This window comes from Sphingomonas sp. RS6 (assembly GCF_054489705.1).
Genome location: NZ_JBTMWM010000005.1, coordinates 75,238 through 96,864, shown reverse-complemented (window position 1 = coordinate 96,864; position 21,627 = coordinate 75,238). Strand labels below are relative to the sequence as shown.

The window sequence follows — 21,627 nt, the reverse complement described above, 5'->3', positions numbered from 1 at the left end:
CGTTCTTGTGTGAACGTTCACTCAAGAACGCAGGGAGAGGTTAATGGGCGGTGAGCCGAACGGGTGTCAGCCGGCGCGGAGGCGGTTCCTGGCGGGTATGGGCGGCGTCGGTGTTGCGGCCGCGTTTGGCGCGCCTGCCGGGGCGAAGGCAAGGGGTGGTGCCGACCCCGATTTCGGTCCCAATGTGCTCGTAATCAACCCCGATCTGCCGCGTGAATTGGTGCAGCCGCGCCTCGACGCTATCTTTACTATGCAGGAGCGCGCGCATTTCACTGACCGGCGCTATGCCGTGCTGCTGAAGCCAGGATCCCATGCGCTGGACATTAATGTCGGCTTTTTCACGCAGGTCGCAGGACTGGGGCTGCTGCCGGGCGCGGCGACGGTCAACGGCCACGTCCATGCAGAGGCTGACTGGCGAGACGGAATGGCCCTTGTCAACTTCTGGCGCGGCGTCGAGAATGTCGCCGTACGCCCGCCGGATGGCTCGGATCGCTGGGCCGTGTCGCAGGCAGCTCCCTATCGTCGCGTCGATCTGGCCGGCGATCTGATGCTTGACGATGGCGGCTGGTCGAGCGGCGGGTTCATTGCCGATTGCAGGGTTTCCGGTTCGATACGCTCGGGAACCCAGCAGCAATGGTTCACCCGCAACAGCGCAATCGGCGGCTGGGACGGCAGCAACTGGAACATGATGTTCCTGGGAACGGAAGGCGCACCGCCGACCCGATTCCCGGAGCCACCCTATACCAGCATCGCGCGGACCCCCCGCAGTTGCGAAAAGCCGTTCCTGCATGTCGATGACGACGGGCAATGGGGTGTATTCGTCCCTAAACCGCGGGACGACACGAGCGGGCCAAGCTGGACGGACGCGACACCTTCCGGACAGACGCTGCCGCTAGAGGATTTCCTGATCGCAACACCCGACATGCCGGTGGCGCGGATCGACGCGGCCCTCGCTGCTGGCCGGCATCTGCTGCTTACCCCCGGGATTTACTCGCTCGCCCGGCCGCTACGCGTCACACGCCCGGGAACCGTGGTGCTGGGCCTAGGCCTTGCGACGCTGCACGCGGTGGCGGGAACGGCGGTGCTGCTGGTCGACGACATCCCGGGCGTGCGGATCGCAGGTTTGCTGATCGATGCGGGGGCAAGGCAGTCGCCACTGCTGATGCAGGTCGGCGAAGCCGGCGCAGGCGGCGATCATCGGGGCGATCCGATTGTGCTGTCGGACGTGTTTTTCCGTGTCGGCGGCGCGACGCCGGGTCGCGCCGAGACCTGCCTCGAGATCAACAGTCGGGGCGTGATCGGCGATCATTTGTGGATTTGGCGGGCCGATCATGGCGAGGGGCCCGGCGTGCGCAACCATGTCGGCTGGACCGAGAACGTCGCCGATCACGGGCTCATCGTGAACGGCGACGACGTTACCATCCACGGCCTGTTCGTAGAGCATTTCGAAAAATGGCAGACCTGGTGGCGCGGCGAGCGGGGGCGGACTTATTTTTACCAGAACGAACTGCCCTATGATCCGCCGAGCCAGGCTGTGTGGATGGCGGGCGATGTGCGGGGCTATGCCGCCTACAAGGTCGCCGATGATGTCACCGATCATTTTGCAGTTGGGTTGGGAATCTACGCCAACCTCACTGCGGACCCGCTGATCGTGCTCGATCATGCGATTGAAGCGCCAAAGACACCGGGCGTGCGCTTCGAATCGGTAACGACGATTTCGTTGGGCGGCGGCAAGGGCACGATCGCCCATCTGGTGAACGAAGCGGGCGACGCAGCGCGACCGGGCGCGATTCGCCAGACGCTGCGTCACTACCCGGCAGGAGAGTGAGATGCTGATACTGACCGCATTGCTGCTGCAGACGACGACTCTGGGCGATACCAGCTACAAGGTCGATGTGCCGATGAGCGCGCCGTCCACGGCGCCGACCCGCGCCGACGAGTTCGATGCGCCGAAGGTCGATACGAGCATCTGGCGTTATGAGACCGAGCGCAACGCCCAGGGCTGGTTCAACAACGAAAAGCAATATTATTCGGCCGGCCGGCCCGAGAATGCGCGGATCGAGAACGGGGCGCTGGTGATCGAGGCGCGGCGCGAAGCGTTGAAGGACGCCGGCCTCCCCGATTGGGGCGGCCAGGCCTATAGCTCGGCGCGGCTGATCTCGCGCGAGGGCTTTGGCTATGGCTTCTACGAGATCCGGGCAAAGCTGCCGTGCGGTCGCGGGAGCTGGCCGGCGATCTGGATGCTGCCCGATAGCGGCCAATGGCCGGAGATGGGCGAGATCGACATCATGGAGATGGTCGGCTGGGATCCGAACATGGTCCACGCGACGCTTCACACCGGCTTGTACAACCATTCGCGCGGAACGCAGCGCGGGGCACAGATCGCCATCCCGACGGCCTGCACCGAATTTCATCGCTATCAGATGCGCTGGACGCCGCAGGAGATCGTGATCGGAGTCGACGGCCGGGGCTATATGCGCGTCGCCAATGATCGGCCCGGCGGCGCGGGGGCGTGGCCGTTCACGCGCCCGTTCCACATGATCCTGAACGTCGCGGTGGGCGGCGACTGGGGCGGGGCGAAGGGAATCGATGATGCCGCGCTGCCGCAGCGGATGACGATCGACTATGTCCGATACTGGGCGGTCCCGGACGAGGCGTCGGCGCCGGTCAGCGCCAGCCGCGCACGCCCAGCACGGTAACGCCACCGAGTGCGGTGAGCGCAGCCAGCGCGAGCAGCGCCGCGCCGAAATCCCCTGGCGTTGCCAGCAGCCAGGTCAGCAGCGGGCCGGCAAGGATCGGCAGCGTGTTCGTCAGGTTGAGCAGGCCAAGGTCGCGCCCGCGGTGGCGCGGATCGGGCAGCAGTTGCATGGCGAACGCGGCATGCAGCGAGCGGAAGGCCGAACTGCCGACCGCATAGACGCAATAGGCGGCTGCGCCTGCGACCCAGTCGCGCGCCAGCGTCATGCCCACGAGCCCGAGCGCGGCGACCAGCGCGGCGGCGAGCAGGAACGGCTTGCGACGGGCCCGCCGGTCGGAAATCCGGCCGAGCCCGACGGTCACCGGCACCGCCACCAGAAAGGCCACCGTCAGCAGCGCCGAAACACGCGGCGCGACCTGGGCCGCGGGCGCCGAGGCGATCGCTTCGAACATATAGACGAGGTAGAGCGACAGCACCGCCGCCGAAACCTGGATGAGGATGCGCGACGTCCATGCGATGACGAGGTCACGCCGGAGCATCGCTTCCTGCGCTGGCGGTGGGGCGGACAGCGGCAGCGGCGTCGGTCGGCGTGAAAGTAGCGGCGCGAAGGCGGCGCAGACCAGAGCGAAGACGAGCAGCAGCCGCGATCCGAAACCGAACATCGCGGTGCCGAGGATCAGCGCGGCGACCAGCCCGGCGAGCGGCTCGCCAAGCGAGATGAGGCCGCCGAGCGTGCCCTTCTGCGCGTCCGGCACTTCATCGGCCATCATCGCGAATAGCGGCGCGAGGACGAGGTTGATCGCGGCCTGGAACAGGATGACGCCCAGGATCAGGGCGACCGCGCTGTTCGCCAGCGTGATGAAAGCATAGGCCGGCGCAAGCGAGGTGAGGCCAACCAGCGCCAGGCGGCGGCGGCCGCGTCCGCGCGCGGAATCGCGGTCGCTGAGCCAGCCGAACAGGATGTTCGACAGGCTGGCCGCGATCCCGCCGCCGATCACCGCTGCGGTGAAGATGCCCAGCGACGCATGCCCGGCCACGGCCTCGACCTTGCCCGGGAGCATCAGCGACAGCAGCGGCATATAGGCGATCACGCCACCCGCGTGGGCAATGCCGAATGCGAGCAGGGCAGGCGACAGCCGGCGCGAGACGCCGGGCGACACCGTTGGCGGGGCGGAACGGCCGGCGGTCATCGGCGGCACCCTGCCAGCAAGCGTGCCGCACGGGAACCATATTCGGCCGCCATTTGCCGCGCCGCTGCACGGCGGACGCGGGCGCGACGGCAAGTGCCGGTGACCAGTGTCGGAGCAACGCGTTCGAAGCGACTGCACTGCGTCAACATTCCCCTCCGTGTTATCATCTGCAGCGCCGTGAAGAAACCGGTTCCAGCCTGCTTGACACTCCACCGCAAACTGATCAAGTGAACGTTATCTCGAAAAATCGACTTACTGGCTAATGGCCATTCAGAGGGGAGGAGTTCATGCGAAAATTTTCGTCACGCCGTGCTGCGTCCTTGATTCTGGGCGCTTCGACGCTCGCACTCGCCGCGCCCGGCATCGCCTGGGCACAGGACGACTCGGCGCCCGTCGCTGCCGATGGGCAGGGTGAAGCGTCGCAGGAAATCGTCGTCACCGGCATCCGCGCCAGCCTTCGTGAATCGATGAACATCAAGCGCGATGCGCAGGGTGTCGTCGATGCGATCTCGGCCGAAGACATCGGCAAGTTCCCCGACACCAACCTCGCCGAATCGCTGCAGCGTATCACCGGCGTGTCGATCGATCGTTCGAACGGCGAAGGTTCCACCGTCACGGTCCGCGGCTTCGGTCCCGAATTCAACCTGGTGCTGCTCAACGGCCGCCAGATGCCGACTTCGTCGCTGGGCGACGGCGCCAGCCCGCCCTCGTCGCGCTCGTTCGACTTCGCGAATCTCGCTTCGGAAGGCGTCGCCGCGGTCGAGGTCTACAAGAGCGGCCGCGCATCGGTGCCATCCGGCGGCATCGGTTCGACGATCAACATCAAGACGCCGCGCCCGTTCGACAATCCCGGCCTGCACGGCAGCGTTGCCGTCAAGGGCGCCTGGGATACGTCGCAGAATGATGGCGCCGACCTGACCCCGGAAGTGTCGGGCATCATCAGCGACACCTTTGCCAATGATGCGATCGGCATCATGGTCAACGGTATCTACCAGAAGCGCAAGGCGAGCAACAACCAGGCGTCGGTCGGCTGGCTCGACGGCTATCTCGGGTCGAACCCGGCCGGTCAGCTGCCGCAACCGGGCGGCACGGGCTATGAAAACATCACCAACCCGCCGGGCGCGAATGACGTCTATGCGGTGCCGCAGAGCGCGTCGTACAATCTGAACGACATCAATCGCGAGCGTATCAACGCGCAGGCCGCATTGCAGATTCGGCCCATCGATTCGCTCGTCGCGACGATCGACTATACCTATTCGCAGAACACCGTCGAAGTTCGCAACAACAGCGTCGGCATCTGGTTCAACAACGGCAATGATTCGAGCGAATGGGGCGACGGCCCGGTTGCCGCTCCGATCGTCTATTCGGAAGCGTTCGGCGCCACGCAGGGCAAGGATCTGTCGTACAGCGGTTCGCTGACCGCTAATCGCACGATCAACCGCTCGATCGGTGGCAATCTGAAATGGGAAGCGCCGGGCGGCGTGACCGTCGAACTCGACGCGCACCATTCGACCGCCGAATCGAAGCCAACCAACAAATATGGCTCGAGCACGTCGATCGGCACTGCGGTGTTCGGCGTTGCCAACCAGTCGATCGACTTCACCCAGGATCTGCCGATCATCTCGGTCGCGATGAACCCGGGCATCGATGCGCTGGACGCATCGCTGATCACCCCCACCGGTAACTCGTTCCGCAACGCCTATTTCCGCGACGAGATCAACCAGGTTCAGCTGTCCGGCCATTATGATCACGATGGCGGTGTGCTCGACGCTCTCGATTTCGGCTTCACCTATACCGAAAACGATGTCCGTTCGGCCTATGGCTATATCCAGAACGACACCTGGGGCGGCGCCGGCCCGGCGTCCGACATCCCCGACGACATCTTTGAGCTGGCAACGTTGCCAGACAAGTTCAAGGGCGTTGGCGGCGCCGGCGATCCGGCGATGATCCAGCAGTTCTACCGCTTCGATTTCGAGCGGCTGGCCGATCAGCTGAACGATCTGTACGGCATCTGCTCCAACCCGGCGACCGGTTCCGCCCAGGCGAATACCTGTCTTGCGAACTACACCGTCGATCGCCGGATCAAGGAAAAGACGATCGCCCCGTTCGTCCAGGCGCGCGGCCATTTCTATGCGATGGGTGCCGAGGCGCACGTCATCGCCGGGCTTCGCTATGAGCAGACGATCGTCGATTCAAAGGCGCTCGTGCCGATCCCGACCGGTACGGCATGGGTTTCGGCGGGCGAGTTCAACATCCGCTATTCGAACGAAAGCGACTTCACCCAGTTCAAGGGCAGCTACGACAACTGGCTGCCCGCGATCGACTTCGACATCGAACCGATCCGCAACGTGAAGCTGCGCGCGTCGTACAGCCACACCATCACCCGCGCCGATTACGCCAGCCTGCAGGGCGGGCGCACCATCGACTCGCTGTTCCGCATCACCAACGGCACGGGCAGCCAGGGCAATCCGGGGCTGGAGCCGTACAAGTCGAAGAATATCGATCTGTCGGCCGAGTGGTACTACGGCCCGTCGAGCTATATTTCGGTCGGCTATTTCAACAAGAACGTGTCGAACTTCATTTCCTCGACGCGCGTCGACACGTCGGCGTTCGGGCTGACCAACCCGGCATCGGGCCCGCGTTACAACGCCGCGGTCGCGGCGCTTGGTGCCGATGCAACACCGGAGGCGATCCGCAACTATATCTTCGCCAACTATCCGGACTCGGTGATCGTCACCGGCACGGACAGCAACGGCAACACCACCGGCCAGATCCTTGGCCTGCCGGAAGACGACCCCGTCACCTTCCAGATCACCACGCCGGTCAACAGCGACCAGACGGCCAACCTGCACGGCTGGGAGTTTGCGGTTCAGCACAGCTTCTGGAACACGGGCTTCGGCGTCATTGCGAACTATACGATCGTCAATGGCGACGCGACCTACGACAACACGCTGCCCGCCACCGCCACCCAGTTCGCGCTGGTCGGCCTGAGCAACAGCGCGAACGTGGTCGGCTTCTTCGACAAGTATAACATCCAGGCGCGCGTGGCCTATAACTGGCGCGACAAGTTCCTGTCGGGCAGCGGCCCGAACCCGTTCTATGTCGAAGCCTATGGCCAGGTCGATGCGAGCGCGAGCTACGAGTTCATGCATGGGCTCACCGTGTTCGTGGAAGGCATTAACCTGACCGGCGAAAGCCGTCGCGGGCATCGTCGCTCGGACAACACGGTCACCTTCGCCGCGCCGGGCTATGCCCGCTACACGGCAGGCGTGCGGTTCAACTTCTGAACCGTTCCGTCCTTTCTCCTGTGCCTTGCGGAAGCCACGCTCGTCGTGGCGTGGCTTCCGCGCTATTTCGGCCGGGAACAAACATGCGATCCACGGGAGATACGATCTGATGGAGCGGCCGGTTACCCGCGTCACGATCGTCGGCGGGGGTACCGCCGGGTGGCTGGCGGCGTGCGTGATCGCCGCCCGCGCCGATCCGAAGGCGGCAGCGCCGTTGGCCGTGACGCTCGTGGAATCGCCCAATGTGCCGACCATCGGCGTTGGCGAAGGAAGCTGGCCGACGCTGCGGCGCACGCTGGCCCGGATCGGCATCGGCGAACGCGAATTTCTCTGCGCGTGCGATGCCGCGTTCAAGCAGGGCTCGCGGTTCGATGGCTGGCGCACCGGCGCAGCCGACGATCGCTATCATCATCCCTTCACGCCTCCCGCCAGCAGCGACGCGCGGCGTCTGGTGGCCGCCTGGGCGGCGAGCGGCGACACGCCCTTTGCCAGCGCCGTCTGTCCGCAGCCGGCGATCAGTGACCGGCGGCTCGCGCCGCGTCAGCGGGCGATGCCCGATTATGCGGGGGCGTTGAACTACGGCTATCACCTCGATGCCGGCAAGCTCGCGGCGCTGCTGATGCGCCATGCCGAGCGGCTGGGCGTTCATTACATCTGCGATCATGTCGATGGCGTCGAACGGGCGCCCGATGGCGATATCGCGGCGCTGCGCACGCGCGCGACCGGGCGGATCGAGGGTGATCTGTTCATCGATTGCACCGGCCATGCGGCGCTGCTGATCGGCGGTGCGCTCGACGTGCCGTTCGTCGACCGTGGCGACGTGCTGTGCAACGATCGCGCGCTGGCGGTGCAATTGCCCACCGCGCCCGATGCGCCGATCGCCTCGGTCACGGTGGCGACGGTGCATGATGCCGGCTGGATCTGGGACATCGGCTTGCCGACGCGGCGCGGGATCGGCTGCGTCTATGCCTCGGCCTTTTGTGACGAGGCGACGGCGGAGGCGACGCTGTCCGCCTATCTGCGTGCGGCGGGCGCAGAAGGGCCATTGCCGCCGTTCCGTGAACTGCGGTTCCGCTCGGGCCACCGCGCGCGCTTCTGGGAGCGCAATTGCCTCGCCATCGGCTTGTCGGCCGGCTTTCTGGAGCCGCTGGAGGCCTCGGCGATCGTCCTCATCGAATTGTCGCTCGGCTGGCTGCTCGACAATTTCCCGGCCGATCGCGCGGTGATGGAGATCCAGGCAGCGCGGTTCAACGACCTGTTCCGCTATCGCTGGGATCGGACCGTCGAGTTCCTAAAGCTCCATTATGTCCTGAGCGAACGCCAGACGCCCTATTGGCTGGCGCAGCGCGACCCGGCGAGCGTGCCCGCCCGGCTGCGCGAGCTGTTGCAGCTATGGCGTCATCAGCCCCCGTCCGACGCGGATTTCCCGATGGTCGACGAGATATTCCCCGCTGCCAGCCATCAGTTCGTGCTCTATGGCATGGGCTTTCCCCCACCTGCGGCGGGGGCGCTGCTGGGGCCGGAAGCTGCCAGTGGGGCGTCGCTTGCCGGCGAGGTGCGCCAGCGTGCGCGGGCGCTGGCCGCCGGGCTGCCCGATCACCGTGCAACGCTGGACGCGCTGCGCGCGGACGGCCATGATCTGCCAAAAGAAATGACCCATTGATATGTCAAACCATGTTTCGCTGACCGCCGAAGCCCATCGCGACCTGCGCGTCCGGACCGATTGCGGTGCGGATCTGGGCGATGCGGTGATGCATTGCCTGACCGTGCCCGACGAATTTCGGCGCGTGCAGAACGAATACCCGATCCTGTTCCGCTATGATGCCGTGCGCGACAGCTATGCCGCCTTCGCGATCTTCGGTTTTGCGGCCGGCGAGAATCTGTTTCTTCAGGGCGATCGGTGGGACGCGCGCTATCGGCCACTGGCGATCGACATCCAGCCGTTCCTGATCGGCCGCGCCGCGCCCGATGCCCCCGGCAGCCAGGTGCATGTCGATATGGCCAGCGCGAGGCTCACCACCGGCGAGGGCATCCGCGTGTTCGACGAAGACGGTGCGCCGACGCCCTATCTGGAGCGCGTTGCGGCACAGCTGGGCGAACTGGAGGTCGGACTTCGCGGTGCCGATGCGTTTTATGCTGCGCTGCGACGCCACGAACTGCTCGAGCCACTGTCGGTCGATGTGACGCTGGCGGATGGCTCGACCAACCGGCTGGTCGGCTATCATGCGATCGACGAGGATCGGCTGCGCGCGCTTGATGGTGCGGCGATGGCCGAGCTGCACGATGCCGGCCATCTGATGCCGCTGTTCATGGCGCTGGCGTCGCTGTCGAATTTCGATGCGCTGGTGGCGCGCAAGAACCGCCGGATGGCGCATGGCTGAACGCGATCCGGGCATATTCGAGGCGATGCCCTGCGTGCGCGAAGTGGTGGCGGGCGATGCGGGGGCGCTCGACGCCGAGTTGCGCGCGGCGCGCGAGCCGATCGTGCTGCGCGGACTGGTGGCCGATTGGCCGCTGGTTGCGGCGGCGCGGGACGGCGGCGCCGCGGCGCGCGCCTATCTGCTGCGGTACAGCCGGGACGTGCCCTTTGCCGTCTCGGTGGGAACGGCGGGGACCGACGGGCGGTTGTTCTACGAAGGCGACGCCACCTCGATGAACTTCCGTAGCTATCGCGGCCCGCTTGCCAAGATCTTCGGCCAGATCGACCAGGTCGAGACGATGGACGATCCGCCGCCCATTTATCTCGGCTCGATCGACGTCCAGCGCTTCTTCGACGGGCTCGATACCGCCAATCCGCTCGATCTCGGCGGGCGGGACGCGCCGCCGCGTATCTGGATCGGCACCCGCACGCGCATCGCCGCGCACAACGACGTGCCGGCCAATCTTGCCTGTGTCGCGGCGGGGCGTCGCCGCTTCACGCTGTTTCCGCCCGAACAGTTCCGCAACCTCTATCTCGGTCCGCTCGACCATACGCCTGCCGGCCGATCGATCAGCATGGTCGATTTCCACGCACCCGATTTCGCGCGGTTCCCCCGGTTCCGCGAGGCGCTCGCCCATGCCCGCACCGTCGAGCTGGCGCCCGGCGATGCGTTGCACATCCCGCCTTTGTGGTGGCACCATGTCGAGGGGCTCGACCGCTTCAACATCCTCGTCAACTATTGGTGGCGCGAAACGCCGGGGTTCCTGGGCGATCCCCAGGATGCGCTCAACCACGCCATCCTCGCGATCCGCGATCTGCCGGCGGAGGAGCGCCGATATTGGCAGGATGTTTTCGACCACTATGTGTTCAGCGGCGGTGATGATGCAGCCGCGCACGTACCGCCGCCGGCGCGCAGCGTGCTTGCGCCGCTGACGCGTGAAACCGCCGGGCGCATCCGTGCCTTTCTCTTGCGGCAGCTGACGCGGTGAGCGGCATGGCACCGGCGCGGCGGATCGTCATTGCCGGCGGCGGCACGGCCGGCTGGATGACGGCGGCGGCCATCGCCCATGCGATGGGCAGGACGGCCGCAGTGACGCTGGTTGAATCCGACGCAATCGGCACGGTGGGCGTGGGGGAATCGACCATTCCGCCACTCGCGACCTTCAACCGCGCGATCGGCATCGACGAAGCCGATTTCATGCGCGCCACCAATGCCACGTTCAAACTGGGCATCTGGTTCGAAGGCTGGCGCACCGGCGGCGCCCACGACCGCTATTTCCACTCGTTCGGCCTCACCGGCAAGGATCACTGGTCTGCCGGCTTCCAGCATTTCTGGCTCTATGGCCGCGAACGCGGGCACATGCAGCCCTATGACGATTATTGCCTGGAACTGATGGCGGCGCGCGCCGGGCGGTTCGCCCACCTGCCCGACGGCCGGATGAACTATGCCTATCAGCTCGACGCCACGGCGTTCGGCCGGTTTCTGCGGCGCCATGCGGAGGCGAACGGCGCCACCCGCATCGAAGGCAGGATCACCGGCGTCGCGCTGGACGGCGAGAGCGGTGACATCGCGGCACTCCAGCTTGAATCGGGCGAGAGGATCGAGGGCGATCTGTTCGTCGACTGCACCGGCTTTCGCGCCCTGCTGATCGACGGCGCGCTGCACGCCGGGTTCGAAGACTGGACGCACTGGCTTCCCTGCGATGGCGCCGTCGCGGTGCAGACCGAAAGCGCCTGTCCGCCGCCGCCCTATACCCGCGCGATGGCGCACGATGCCGGCTGGCAGTGGCGCATTCCGCTCCAGCACCGCACCGGCAACGGTCTGGTCTATTGCGAGCGCTATCTGTCGCGCGACGCGGCGCTCGATCAGCTGCTCGGCAAGCTGGCGGGCGCGCCGATCACCGAACCCAACTTCCTGCGCTTCGCCGCGGGCGCAAGGCGGCGGCAGTGGCACCGCAATTGCGTTGCGGTCGGGCTTTCCGGTGGCTTCCTCGAGCCGCTTGAGTCGACCAGCATCCATCTGATCCAGCGCGCCGTCCTGCGGCTGATCCGAATGATGCCGGCCGGCCCGGTGAGCGAACGCGACATCGCCGAGTTCAACGATCAGCAGCGGCAGGACATGGAGCAGATCCGCGACTTCCTGATCCTGCATTACAAGGCGACCGAGCGGCGCGACAGCGGCTTCTGGCGGCAGTGCGCGGACATGGAAATTCCCGACACGCTCGCGCACCGCATCGCCCTGTTCCGCGAAACCGGGCGCGTCTTCCGCCGCAACGAGGAACTGTTCGCCGAAAACAGCTGGGTACAGGTGATGATGGGGCAGGGGATCGTGCCGCAGACCCATCATCCGATCGCGGCCAAGCTGGGCGACCAGGAACTGGACAGGCTGCTATCCGGGCTACGTACGCAGGTGCGCCAGACTGTCGACGCGCTGCCGCCGCATGCCGATTATGTCGCGCGCTATTGTGGTGCCGGCGACGGTGGGGCAGGCTGACGCGATGGCGAGGCGCAAGCAGGCTGTCACGATCCGTCATGTCGCCGCCGATGCGGGGGTTTCGCTGCAAACGGTGAGCCGCGTCGTCAACAAGGTGCCGACGGTCAGCCCGGAAATCGCCGAACGCGTGCGAGGGGCGATCGCGCGGCTGGGCTATGTCCCGTCGATCGCCGCGCAGCGGATGAGCGGATCGCGTTCGTACCTGATCATGGCGCTCAACGACCGCGAACGCACGATCGCGGACTGGCGGAAACAGGACGGGCGCGACTGGGTCGATCAGATGCTGCTGGGCGGCATGCTGAAATGCGCCGAGAATGGCTATCGCATGATCGTCGAGCTGATCGACACGCACAGCGACCATATCGAGCGCGAGCTGCGTGCGGCGATCGCGGCGCTGCAGCCGGACGGCGTGATCCTGACGCCGCCGCATTCGCAGAACCAGACGATCCTGCGCGTGCTGGATGACCAACGGATCAGCATCGCGCGCATCGGGTCGCTGGAAGCGGGGCCGGGTTTCCAGCTCACGATGGACGATGAACGGGCAGCGCGACTGGCAACCGAGCATCTGGCCGGGCTGGGCCATCGCCGCATCGGCTTTATCGGCGGCGATCCCGAATATGAACTGAGCGGCTGGCGCGAAAGCGGCTGGCGGGCGGCGATGGAGGCCGCCGACCTCGACACCGACGGGCTCTTCGCGCCGGGTGATTTCGGCTATACAAGCGGCTGCGATGCGGCAGTCCGCCTGCTGGCGGGCGACGAACCCGCCACCGCGATCATCGGCAGCGCCGATGCGGTGCTCGCCGTTCGCGACGTCGCACAGGCGCGAGGGCTTTCGGTGCCGACGCACCTGTCGCTGATCAGCTTCGATGACACGGCGATCGTGCGGTTTGCGCATCCGCCGATCACGGCCGTGCATCAGCCGATCGCCGAGGTGTCGGAGCGCGCGGTAGAACTCATCATCGGCGCGCGGTCAGGTGACGATAGCCCCGCGTTGCCGGTGGTGGTTCCGGCACGCCTCGTCACACGCGCATCGGTCGCACCTCCGTCCGGCCCTTGTTCTATCCGGCCGTGAGTGCCGCCCCCTCGATCCGCAACGATCGGCCGGCGATGAGCGGCAGCGTTCGTTCGGTTCGGCCATATCGCAGAAGCCGGCTGCCGCTGTGTTCCGGCGAGAGCACTGCATGGGTAAGCAGACCGTTTCGCCACGCGATGTCGACGGTGCAGGCGCCGCGCGTCCGCAGTCCCCTTACGCTGCCGTGTGGCCAGGCAGCGGGCAGCGCCGGCAGCAGTTCGATCGTATCGCCGCGGCTGTAAAGCAGCATCTCCACGATTCCGGCCGCACCGCCGAAATTCCCGTCGATCTGAAACGGCGGATGCGCGTCGAACAGATTGGGATAGGTTCGCTCCGGCCCGAGCAGGAAATTGAGGATGGAGTGGGCTCGATCGCCATCGCGAAGCCGGGCCCACAGGTTGATCCGCCACGCCGTTGCCCAGCCCGTCGCCTTGTCGCCCCTGATTTCCAGCGTGCGCTTCGCGGCGGCCGCGAGGTCCGGCGTCGCGTCGACGCTGATCTGGTGCGATGGGTACAGCCCATAAAGGTGCGAGACGTGGCGATGCTGTTGTTCTGTCGCATCCGCATCCCAGTCCGCCTGCCATTCCTGAAGCTGGCCCTGGCGCCCGATTTGATAAGGCGCGAGCCGCGCCGATGCCGCCTGCAGTTCCGTTACTAGCTCGGCGTCGGTGCCAAGGATCGTCGCTGCCTCGGCCGTCTGCGCGAACAGGTCGCGCAGGATTGCCATGTCCATCGTCGGGCCGGCGCACAGCGCGCCGCCATGCCCATGCTCGTTCTCGGGGCTGATCGAAGGATTAGTGACGAGATGGCCGGTGCGTGGATCGGGCATCAGCGTGTCGAGAAAGAAGCGCGATGCGCCCGCCATCAGCGGATAGGCAGAGGCGAGAAAGGCTCGATCGCGGGTATAGTCATATTGCTCCCAAAGATGGGTGCAGAGCCACGCGCCCCCGGTCGGCCACATGCCCCAGCGCGCACCATCAATCGGCGCAGTGGCGCGCCAGCCATCAGTGTTGTGATGGCACACCCAGCCGCGCGCGCCATACATGTCACGCGCCGTCCTCGTGCCGGTCAGCGCCAGTTCGCGTATCATCGTCGCCAATGGGGCGGCGCACTCGCTGAGATTGGTGCTGTGGGCGGGCCAATAGTTCATCTCGGTGTTGATGTTCACCGTGTATTTCGAGCCCCAAGGTGGATTGAGGCTGTCATTCCATAGGCCTTGAAGCGTGGCCGGCTGCCCGCCCGGTTGCGAACACGCGATCAGCAGATAGCGGGCATAGGCGAAATAAAGCGCAGCAAGCGCCGGATCGGCCCGCGCCTGCGATTGTTGCACGCGTAGGTCGGTGGGCTCGCTGGCCGCGGGCGTGGTGCCCAGATCGAGCGACACCCGCCGGAACAGGCGGTGATGGGCGGCGCTCGCTTCGTCGGCGATCTGCGCGAACGGCTTGCGGCGCACCGCCGCCAGTGTTTGCGCGACCAGTGCCTCGGGGTCACCGGAGACGTCGTCGAACCGGCGATAGCTCGTAGCCATTGCGATCAGCAGCGTCACGGCGTCGGCGCCTCGCACGCTCAGGCCGCCGGTAGCGTTTGGCATGATTTTACCGCCTTCGGGCAACACCAGCAGCTGTGCTGCAAAACGAAGCGCGCTCGCTACGTCCGCGGCACTGCCGTTGCGGCCGGTGAGCAACAGCTGGTTCGCGCCAAATGGCCGCGCGATCGCGTCGGCATGTTCGCTTTCCAGAGCGAAATCGGCATCGACCCTGCCCCGCGCCGACGCTTCGATGCGCACGGCAATGACCTGATCGGGAGTGGAAGCCACCACCCGCCTGACATGCTCGACACTGTCCGCGAGGAATCGGGTTGTCGCCACAGCGGAGTCGAGGTCAAGCGCGCGACTATAGTCGTTCGCTTCCGTGAGGCCGGGAAACAGGATGACCAGGTTCCCGAATGCCTGATACGGCATCTGCGTCTTGGGCGTGCCGAGCAGCGCTTCATTGGTCAGAGCTTCGGCTTCGGCGATCTTGTCGGCGAAGACCAGTTCGCGGACGCGGGGTAGCGCTTCGCGAGCCTTGGGGTTAACCGGATCATAGGGCCCTCCCGCCCAGAGCGTCGCCTCATTGAACTGGAGCCGTTCCCTGTCGGTGCCGCCAAACACCATCGCGCCGATCCGCCCGTTCCCCACGGGCAGCGCCTCGGTCCATTTGGCGGCGGGCTGACGATACCAAAGCGTCGGATGCGCTGCCTGGGCCTTTGCTGCCCGAGCGCTCTGTAATGAGAGCGCCAGCGGGCCGGCAGCGATCGCGCTCATCGTTTCACGGCGGGTCCAGTCGGGCATCATCCGCTCCAGCAAAGGGGGGCGCCGCCGGTGCGTCGGCGGCGAAGGATCAGCGGTGTCGGTGGCGCGTCACTGCGCCCAGGCCATCGGGCCGATGATCGTGCCGACGAAGCCGCCGGCTTCATGCGTGCTGAGGAAGCGGCCATCGAGATCGCGCTTTAGCGTGCCGGAGGCAGCGCCTGTGGCATAGTCGAACGTCATGCTGCCGCCGTTGATCCGCAGCGTCAGCGTCACCGGCGCGTCGCCCGGCAGCGTCGTTGCCGCGATCAGCCGCTCGTCGCCCTTGTCGCGCGTGTAGAGCGCCAGCGTCCGCGCGCCGCCGACTGTGGTCAGGCCATAGAACAGATAGTTCGCATCGCTTTGCACCGCGGCCAGCCCGGCGCGGTCGCCATCCCTTGCCGGCGTGTAGCGCACCGTCACGCTGACCGTGGCGTTGGCATGTTGCTGGCGGCGGCCGACAAAGCCCGGCACTTGGTCAAGATCGCCCAACCGTCCGCCGCCGGTGATCACCAGCGCGCCATTTTCGACGCGGTAAAAGGGCGATTTGGGCGTGCGAATGCCCACCCACTGCATCGACAGCGCATCGCCGGCGAACTGGTCGACGTAGCTGAAATCGCCGCTGGTCGGCAGCACGGGCCGGGGCTGGGCGGGCAGGGCCGGGGCCTTGGCGACCAGCGGCACCGGCTTGCCCTTGGGCAGGATGATCGGCCAGCCGTCCTGCCACGTGACCGGCAACAGGAACGTCTCGCGCCCGATATTGTAGAAATCGTCGGCATAGGGGCGCACGCCGAGGAACGTCGCCCACCAGTCGCCATTCTGGGTCTGCACCAGCTTGGCGTGCCCGGTCGACGACACCGGGTTTCGACGGCTCGGATCGAGGTCGCGCTGGGTGAGGATCGGGTTGCCGGCAAAGGGAACATAGGGGCCGCGCAGTGCCTTCGACCGGAATACCACCTGCGAATGGTTGACGCTGGTGCCGCCCTCTGCGGCGGTGAGATAATACCAGCCGTCCTTGCGGAAGATATGCGGCCCTTCGATCCAGACCGGCTTCTGGCTGATATCGACGCCGCCGTTGATCAACTGTGTGCTCGGGCCGACCATCTTGCCCGCGCGCCAGTCATATTCCTGCACCCAGATCGCGCGGTGGCCGTCATAGCGGGGCGTTTCGTCCGGCGCGCGATTGTTGACGATATAGGCCTTGTCGCCCTCCCAATAGATCGACGGGTCGATCCCCTCGAAGGGCAGCCAGATCGGATCGGACCAGGGGCCGCGCGGATCCTTGGCCGTGATGACGAAATTGCCTTTGCAGCCGACACAAGTGTTGACGATGTAGAAAGTGCCGTCGTGCCAGGAAATGTCCGGCGCGAACACGGCCTGCGAGGTGCGCATGCCGGTGAAATCGAGCTGCCCCGGCCGGTCGATCGCGTTGCCGATCTGCGTCCAGTTCACCAGATCCTTCGAATGGAAGATCGGCAGGCCCGGATAATGGGCAAAGGACGACAGCACGAGATAATAGTCGCTGCCCACCCGCGTCACCGACGGATCGGGATAATAGCCGGAAAGGATCGGATTGCGGTACTCGCCGGGGCGTGCCTGAACCGGCTCCAGCGCCCGGCCGGCATAGCGGAAATCGCTGAATCGTGCCGGTGTCTGCGCCCATGCCGGCGCGGCAAGGCCGGCGACCAGCGCCAGCGCTGCCGTGAAACGTGCAATCATGCCATCCTCCCTGCCTCGCCCGGTTGCTCGAGCCGTCGGCTCGGGGACAAGATCGCCGCTTACCATAAGGATAGCGGCGGGGATGACCACCCCGAACCTGCGCAAGCCGGCCGGGGGGCGGTTCAGATCACCATGCGCCCGCCATACAGCAGCAGGGCGAGCCCGAGCGAGGCCCATAGCGCCAGCCGCCACAGCCGCGCATGGGCAGCGGGACCGCCGCCTCGCCAGAGCGCGGCACCCGCGATCGCCAGCACCGTCATCCCGAGCCACGCCTGCGTCAGCGGCGCGCCCGGCGCGAAAAAGGCGAGGATGGTGGTGAGCGTCAGGATCACCGGCTGCCCCCAGCAGACCGCCGCCCATATCCGCTCCCAGCCCGGCGCCGCCCGTCCCCGATCGCGGCGACGCGCGAGCCAGATCGTCACGCCGCTCGACGTCACGACGCACAGCGCCAGGCCCAGCAGGCCATAGCCGATCCGGACCGGCCAGCCGCCGAACCAGCCGAAATGCAGCTGGCCGATGCCAGCCAGGATGCGGGTGCCGACAACTAGGTCGCGGGGATGCTCCTCTTCGACGATGTGGCCGCGCGCATCGAACTGCACCTCGTCCTGCACCACCAGCAGCGGCGCGCGGCGCCCGTGCACGGTGATCCGCATGTCCGAGCGGGCGGGGCGCTGGATCTGCACGCTGTCGATCGCCGCGCCGGGCATGCGCGCCTGCGCGCGGGCGATCAGCGTGGCGAGATCGGGCATCGGGGCGGCGCGCGCGTTGACCGGCGGCGGCTGATCGATGAACATGGCATAGACCTGCGCCGTGTCGCCGCGATAGAGCAGCAGCGCCAGCACCGCGACGATGAGCGTGCTGAGACCGAGCAGCGCACCGGTCAGCGCCAGCGTGAAGTGGAACGGCAGCGCCCAGATGCCCAGCCGATTGTGCAGATCGGCCTCCTGCAATCGCCGCGAGCCGCCAAGCCGCAGATGGAATGCGTCGCGGATCACCCGCGGATGCGCGAGAATGCCCGAAACGAGCGAGGACAAGAGCGCCACGCCGGTGAGCCCGACGATGAACCCGCCCCAGGTACGTGGCAGATGCAGCGCGATATGGAGGTCGATCAGGAACTCGGTCCAGGCTGCCTCGACGGTAGAGAGCGAGCCGTTCTCGGCGATTGCCCAATGCCGCTCATAGTCGCGTTTGTATGCGACGATGCTCGCGCCCTCGTCCGCCGAACCCGGCATCGCCAGATGGATCGAGACGTCGTTCGGCACTTCGGCGGCGGCGGTGCTGAGCGCGCGCGCGGCGGCACCCGGCGTCAGCGTCGTCGCCATTGTCGCGCGGGGCGACTCCAGTCGTCGCAGATCGGGCGTGAACACCGCGATCGTGCCGGTGAGGCAGACCAGATAGATGATGGCGGCAAAGGCGAGCCCCAGCACCGAATGGCTGCTGAGCACCGAGCGCACCGTGTCGGCCGAAATCGGCCAGCGCCACTGCTTCCTGCGCGTATTGCTCATGCGCCCACTCCCAAGATCGTTCCGCCCGCGAACGCCATGCCGAAGCCGATCACGCTGGTGCCGACGAGCACGGCGGTGGCGCGCAGCAGCCGGCGATCGGCCAGCGTCCAGGTCATTGCCAGCCCCCAAAGCACCGGCATCAGCAGCCCGCCGGTGACGATGCGCGTGCGCGGATCGCCGGGCATATAGACGGTGACGCAGAAAGCGACCGCCATTGCCGCCAGCATGCCGAGCGGCCCCGCCAGCAAGGTCCGCAGCACGCCGCGCCACAGCTTGCCCGGTTCGTCCAGCGGTTCGGGGGCGACATCGCCGCGTTCGCGAGCTACCTTGCGCCGCACCCGGCCTTCATAGACGACCAGCAGCACGCCGATCGCCTCCATCGCCAGCGCCAGCGCGACGCCCTTTACCGGGCCGATCCACCACGCCGCGCCGAGCAGCAGGGCGAGCAGCACCGCCCAGCCGCTCCACAGCAGCACCGGCACCGCACCGTCGCGCCGCCGCCATGAACGCCGCAGCAGCCACGCGCCGGCGCCGCCGCCCGCGACCAGGATCAGGCTGGCGAGCGCAATCACCAGTGGATGCCCGCGCCGACGCCAAAGGTCTGCGGTTCGCCAAGGATCGCCTGGTTCACCGCCGTATACTGATACTGCTTGTACTTCTCGTCGAACAGGTTGCGGGCGAACACGAACAGCTTCCAGCTGCCGGTCTCATAGCCGATCTGGCCGTTGACCAGAGTGCGACCGGAAACGGCGTAGCTGCTCTGATCCTGACCGACGCCGGTGAACATTGACGAACGGTAATTGGCGTTCAGATTGGCGGTGAAGCCGCCGCCGAACCGCACATTGGCGCCGCCCGCCAGCGTCCAGCTGGGCGCATAGGGGAATTGCGTGTCGGTCAGGTCGATCGTGCTGGTGGCGCCGCTGGGCAGCTGGAACTCGTCGTATTTGGTGCGGACATGCCCGATCGAGGCATAGGCGTCGATCGCGGGCGTGATCCGCGCATTCGCCTCGACCTCGAAGCCATAGAGGTGCGAGCCCGCCGCGTTGACGGTGTTGTAGTCATAGGAATTCAGCCCGAAATAGGCCGTTACCTGCTGGTCGCGCCACTTCATGTAGAAGGCGTTGGCGTTGATCGTCAGCCTGCCGCCGAACCATTTCGATCGCAGCGCGCCTTCATAGTTCCAGCTATATTCGGGGTCATAGGGCACCAGTTCGGCCCGCGCCGGATTCTGGCTCGATCCGCCCGAGCGATAGGCACGCTGCACCGTGAAGGTGGTGATCAGGTCCGGCGTCCATTCCATGCTGATGCCCATCTTGGGCAGGAAGGCGTTGAACGTCCGGCTGTTCGACGCGAGCGGCGAGGAGGCGTCGTCGACCAGCCCGACCACGCCCTGGTTGATCAGCCCGATGATCGACGCATAGGGCGCGCCGAGGAAGTTCACGTCCGGCAGCGTGCCGTTGAACGTCGCCAGCGTTTCCGCAGTGTAGCGGTTGCGCTCGTGATCGAACCGGAAGCCACCGATCAGGACCAGCCGGTCGGTGACGCGGAAGCGGCCGTCGCCGAACAGCGCCATCGTTTCCACCCGCTCGGGCTGGGTCGCGTCATACAGTACCGGGATCACCGGCAGCTGCGCGGCATAGGCGGCGGAAATCATCTGCGCCTGCGCGGCGGTCGCGCCATTGGCCTGCAACAGCCCGGCGATCGTGCCGGTGGGGGTTGTGACATTGACATGGCTGTTCTGCCAGGCGCTGCCGCTGCGGCGATAATACCAGGCGCCCAGCAGCCCGCTGAGCCGATCGCCGTCGAAATTCAGGCGCAGTTCCTGGGTCAGGGTGCGATAGAGATAGCGGTTGTCGATCGTCTCGATGTTCTGCGGCGTATAGTCGCTGTCGGCGATCGAATGGACCTCCGATCGGTTCCACGACGTGACGCTCGACAGCTTGAACCCCGTACCCAGCGGATAGCTGATGTTCAGGACGGCGATGTCGCTGGCGATCTCGCCGCGCGTCGGCTGATCACCTTCGGTGACGCGATGGTCATAGTAATCCGGTCGGTCGGTGCGGGCATATTGATACAGATAGCCGCCGTCGCGCCGCACGCGATTGTAGCTGGCAACCGCCTCCAGCCCGGGGATCGCGCTTGGCGTCCATTTGAGCTTGCCGCGCAGATTGAGCGACTTGAGCGCATCGTCATAGCCGCCGCGCGTGATGTTTTCGATGATGCCGCGATCCGCGCGTCGCTCGGCGGACAGACGGATGCCCAGTTCGTCCTTGATGATCGGGCCGCCCAGCGCCGCCGAAAAGGTGCGGCTGTCATATTCGGTCCACAACACTCGAGCGTCGCCGCTCCAGTGATCGACCGACGGGTCCTTGGTCGTGATCACGACGCCGCCGGCGAGCGCATTCAGGCCCTGAATGGTCGATTGCGGGCCACGCAGCACCTCCACCTGCTGGACGTCCCACAGGTCGGTCGGGCCGCCATACAGCGCCTTGTTCGAAATCGGTGCGCCGTCGATATAGACGCTGGCCGCATCGGCTTGGCCGCTGCCGCCAATGCCGGTATTGGTGATTCCGCGGATCGTGAAGCCGGCGGCGCCATAGGTTTCGGACAGGTTGGCGGTCCGGTTGTAGACGTCCTGAATCGAGATCAGTGTTTCGCGCTGGATCTTCTCCGCCGTCGCGACCGCGACGCTCGTCGGTGTTTCCTGCAACGTCCGCGCGGACTTCTCGCCCGTCACGATGATCTCGTCCGCGCCGGTAGCGCTTTCATTCTGCGCATCCGCGCGCTGCGCGTGAACCGGTACCGAAACGACCGCCAGAATAGCGGTGGATAGAAGAAGATTGAACCTGGCCATACGCCCCCCGAAAAACGCGGCGGCTATGCCTGCTAAGATAATGCAAGTCAATCGCATCTG

Annotated in this window: 14 protein-coding genes; 8 read left to right on the top strand and 6 right to left on the bottom strand. The window is 66.2% G+C overall.

The annotated features are described in order from the left end of the window. Positions 1-184 precede the first annotated feature (184 nt). Entirely contained in the window at positions 185-1,828 is a 1,644-nt protein-coding gene (locus tag ACX40Y_RS11200; protein WP_459119645.1) for an adenylyl cyclase, read from the top strand. A 1-nt stretch (position 1,829) separates the two neighbouring features. After that, positions 1,830-2,699, top strand: a complete 870-nt coding sequence (locus ACX40Y_RS11195; protein WP_459119644.1) for a glycoside hydrolase family 16 protein — start codon at positions 1,830-1,832, stop codon at positions 2,697-2,699. On the opposite strand, the gene ACX40Y_RS11190 is transcribed toward ACX40Y_RS11195, so the two are convergent. Continuing rightward, on the bottom strand, positions 2,668-3,888 hold the full coding sequence (locus tag ACX40Y_RS11190; protein ID WP_459119643.1) for an MFS transporter: 1,221 nt from the start codon (positions 3,886-3,888) through the stop codon (positions 2,668-2,670). The two genes, ACX40Y_RS11195 and ACX40Y_RS11190, sit on opposite strands and share 32 nt — an antisense overlap. Before the next feature lie 287 nt (positions 3,889-4,175). Here ACX40Y_RS11190 and ACX40Y_RS11185 point away from each other — a divergent pair, with 287 nt between their 5' ends. The 6 genes from ACX40Y_RS11185 (at position 4,176) to ACX40Y_RS11160 (ending at position 13,160) form a co-directional block, all read left to right on the top strand. After that, positions 4,176-7,175, top strand: coding sequence for a TonB-dependent receptor (locus ACX40Y_RS11185; RefSeq protein ID WP_459119642.1), 3,000 nt, complete (start codon positions 4,176-4,178; stop codon positions 7,173-7,175). 109 nt (positions 7,176-7,284) lie between these two features. Continuing rightward, positions 7,285-8,838: a tryptophan halogenase family protein gene (locus tag ACX40Y_RS11180; protein WP_459119641.1), complete on the top strand. Its 1,554-nt coding sequence runs from the start codon at positions 7,285-7,287 to the stop codon at positions 8,836-8,838. A gap of 1 nt (position 8,839) precedes the next feature. Continuing rightward, entirely contained in the window at positions 8,840-9,556 is a 717-nt protein-coding gene (locus ACX40Y_RS11175; protein ID WP_459119640.1) for a SapC family protein, read from the top strand. Then, positions 9,549-10,583 (top strand): cupin-like domain-containing protein, encoded by a 1,035-nt coding sequence (locus ACX40Y_RS11170; protein WP_459119639.1) that lies wholly within the window; start codon positions 9,549-9,551, stop codon positions 10,581-10,583. The genes ACX40Y_RS11175 and ACX40Y_RS11170 overlap by 8 nt, the downstream gene beginning before the upstream one ends. Before the next feature lie 5 nt (positions 10,584-10,588). Then, positions 10,589-12,088, top strand: a complete 1,500-nt coding sequence (locus ACX40Y_RS11165; RefSeq protein ID WP_459119824.1) for a tryptophan halogenase family protein — start codon at positions 10,589-10,591, stop codon at positions 12,086-12,088. A gap of 4 nt (positions 12,089-12,092) precedes the next feature. After that, complete coding sequence (locus tag ACX40Y_RS11160; protein WP_459119638.1) at positions 12,093-13,160, top strand: LacI family DNA-binding transcriptional regulator; 1,068 nt, start codon at positions 12,093-12,095, stop codon at positions 13,158-13,160. Here ACX40Y_RS11160 and ACX40Y_RS11155 read toward each other — a convergent pair. The 5 genes from ACX40Y_RS11155 to ACX40Y_RS11135 all read right to left on the bottom strand — a co-directional run bounded on the left by ACX40Y_RS11155 (position 13,147) and on the right by ACX40Y_RS11135 (position 21,567). Next, a complete protein-coding gene (locus tag ACX40Y_RS11155) occupies positions 13,147-15,492 on the bottom strand; it encodes a glycoside hydrolase family 95 protein (RefSeq protein ID WP_459119637.1) in 2,346 nt (781 codons plus the stop codon). The two genes, ACX40Y_RS11160 and ACX40Y_RS11155, sit on opposite strands and share 14 nt — an antisense overlap. A 69-nt stretch (positions 15,493-15,561) precedes the next feature. Next, complete coding sequence (locus ACX40Y_RS11150) at positions 15,562-17,208, bottom strand: glycoside hydrolase family 43 protein (protein ID WP_459119636.1); 1,647 nt, start codon at positions 17,206-17,208, stop codon at positions 15,562-15,564. Positions 17,209-17,330: 122 nt separating this feature from the next. Continuing rightward, the gene (locus ACX40Y_RS11145) at positions 17,331-18,713 is read right to left on the bottom strand and encodes a PepSY-associated TM helix domain-containing protein (protein ID WP_459119635.1); all 1,383 of its coding nucleotides are present in this window, start codon (positions 18,711-18,713) and stop codon (positions 17,331-17,333) included. Then, the gene (locus ACX40Y_RS11140; protein ID WP_459119634.1) at positions 18,710-19,285 is read right to left on the bottom strand and encodes a hypothetical protein; all 576 of its coding nucleotides are present in this window, start codon (positions 19,283-19,285) and stop codon (positions 18,710-18,712) included. Before ACX40Y_RS11140 ends, ACX40Y_RS11145 begins: the two co-directional genes overlap by 4 nt. Beyond that, complete coding sequence (locus tag ACX40Y_RS11135) at positions 19,282-21,567, bottom strand: TonB-dependent receptor (protein ID WP_459119633.1); 2,286 nt, start codon at positions 21,565-21,567, stop codon at positions 19,282-19,284. Before ACX40Y_RS11135 ends, ACX40Y_RS11140 begins: the two co-directional genes overlap by 4 nt. Between the last annotated feature and the right edge of the window lie 60 nt (positions 21,568-21,627).

Bases quoted from the DNA above. Each gene is read 5' to 3' on its own strand.
- ACX40Y_RS11195 (WP_459119644.1), top strand. From the start codon at position 1,830: ATGCTGATACTGACCGCATTGCTGCTGCAGACGACGACTCTGGGCGAT.
- ACX40Y_RS11190 (WP_459119643.1), bottom strand. From the start codon at position 3,888: ATGACCGCCGGCCGTTCCGCCCCGCCAACGGTGTCGCCCGGCGTCTCG.
- ACX40Y_RS11185 (WP_459119642.1), top strand. From the start codon at position 4,176: ATGCGAAAATTTTCGTCACGCCGTGCTGCGTCCTTGATTCTGGGCGCT.
- ACX40Y_RS11180 (WP_459119641.1), top strand. From the start codon at position 7,285: ATGGAGCGGCCGGTTACCCGCGTCACGATCGTCGGCGGGGGTACCGCC.
- ACX40Y_RS11175 (WP_459119640.1), top strand. From the start codon at position 8,840: ATGTCAAACCATGTTTCGCTGACCGCCGAAGCCCATCGCGACCTGCGC.
- ACX40Y_RS11170 (WP_459119639.1), top strand. From the start codon at position 9,549: ATGGCTGAACGCGATCCGGGCATATTCGAGGCGATGCCCTGCGTGCGC.
- ACX40Y_RS11165 (WP_459119824.1), top strand. From the start codon at position 10,589: ATGGCACCGGCGCGGCGGATCGTCATTGCCGGCGGCGGCACGGCCGGC.
- ACX40Y_RS11160 (WP_459119638.1), top strand. From the start codon at position 12,093: ATGGCGAGGCGCAAGCAGGCTGTCACGATCCGTCATGTCGCCGCCGAT.
- ACX40Y_RS11155 (WP_459119637.1), bottom strand. From the start codon at position 15,492: ATGCCCGACTGGACCCGCCGTGAAACGATGAGCGCGATCGCTGCCGGC.
- ACX40Y_RS11150 (WP_459119636.1), bottom strand. From the start codon at position 17,208: ATGATTGCACGTTTCACGGCAGCGCTGGCGCTGGTCGCCGGCCTTGCC.
- ACX40Y_RS11145 (WP_459119635.1), bottom strand. From the start codon at position 18,713: ATGAGCAATACGCGCAGGAAGCAGTGGCGCTGGCCGATTTCGGCCGAC.
- ACX40Y_RS11135 (WP_459119633.1), bottom strand. From the start codon at position 21,567: ATGGCCAGGTTCAATCTTCTTCTATCCACCGCTATTCTGGCGGTCGTT.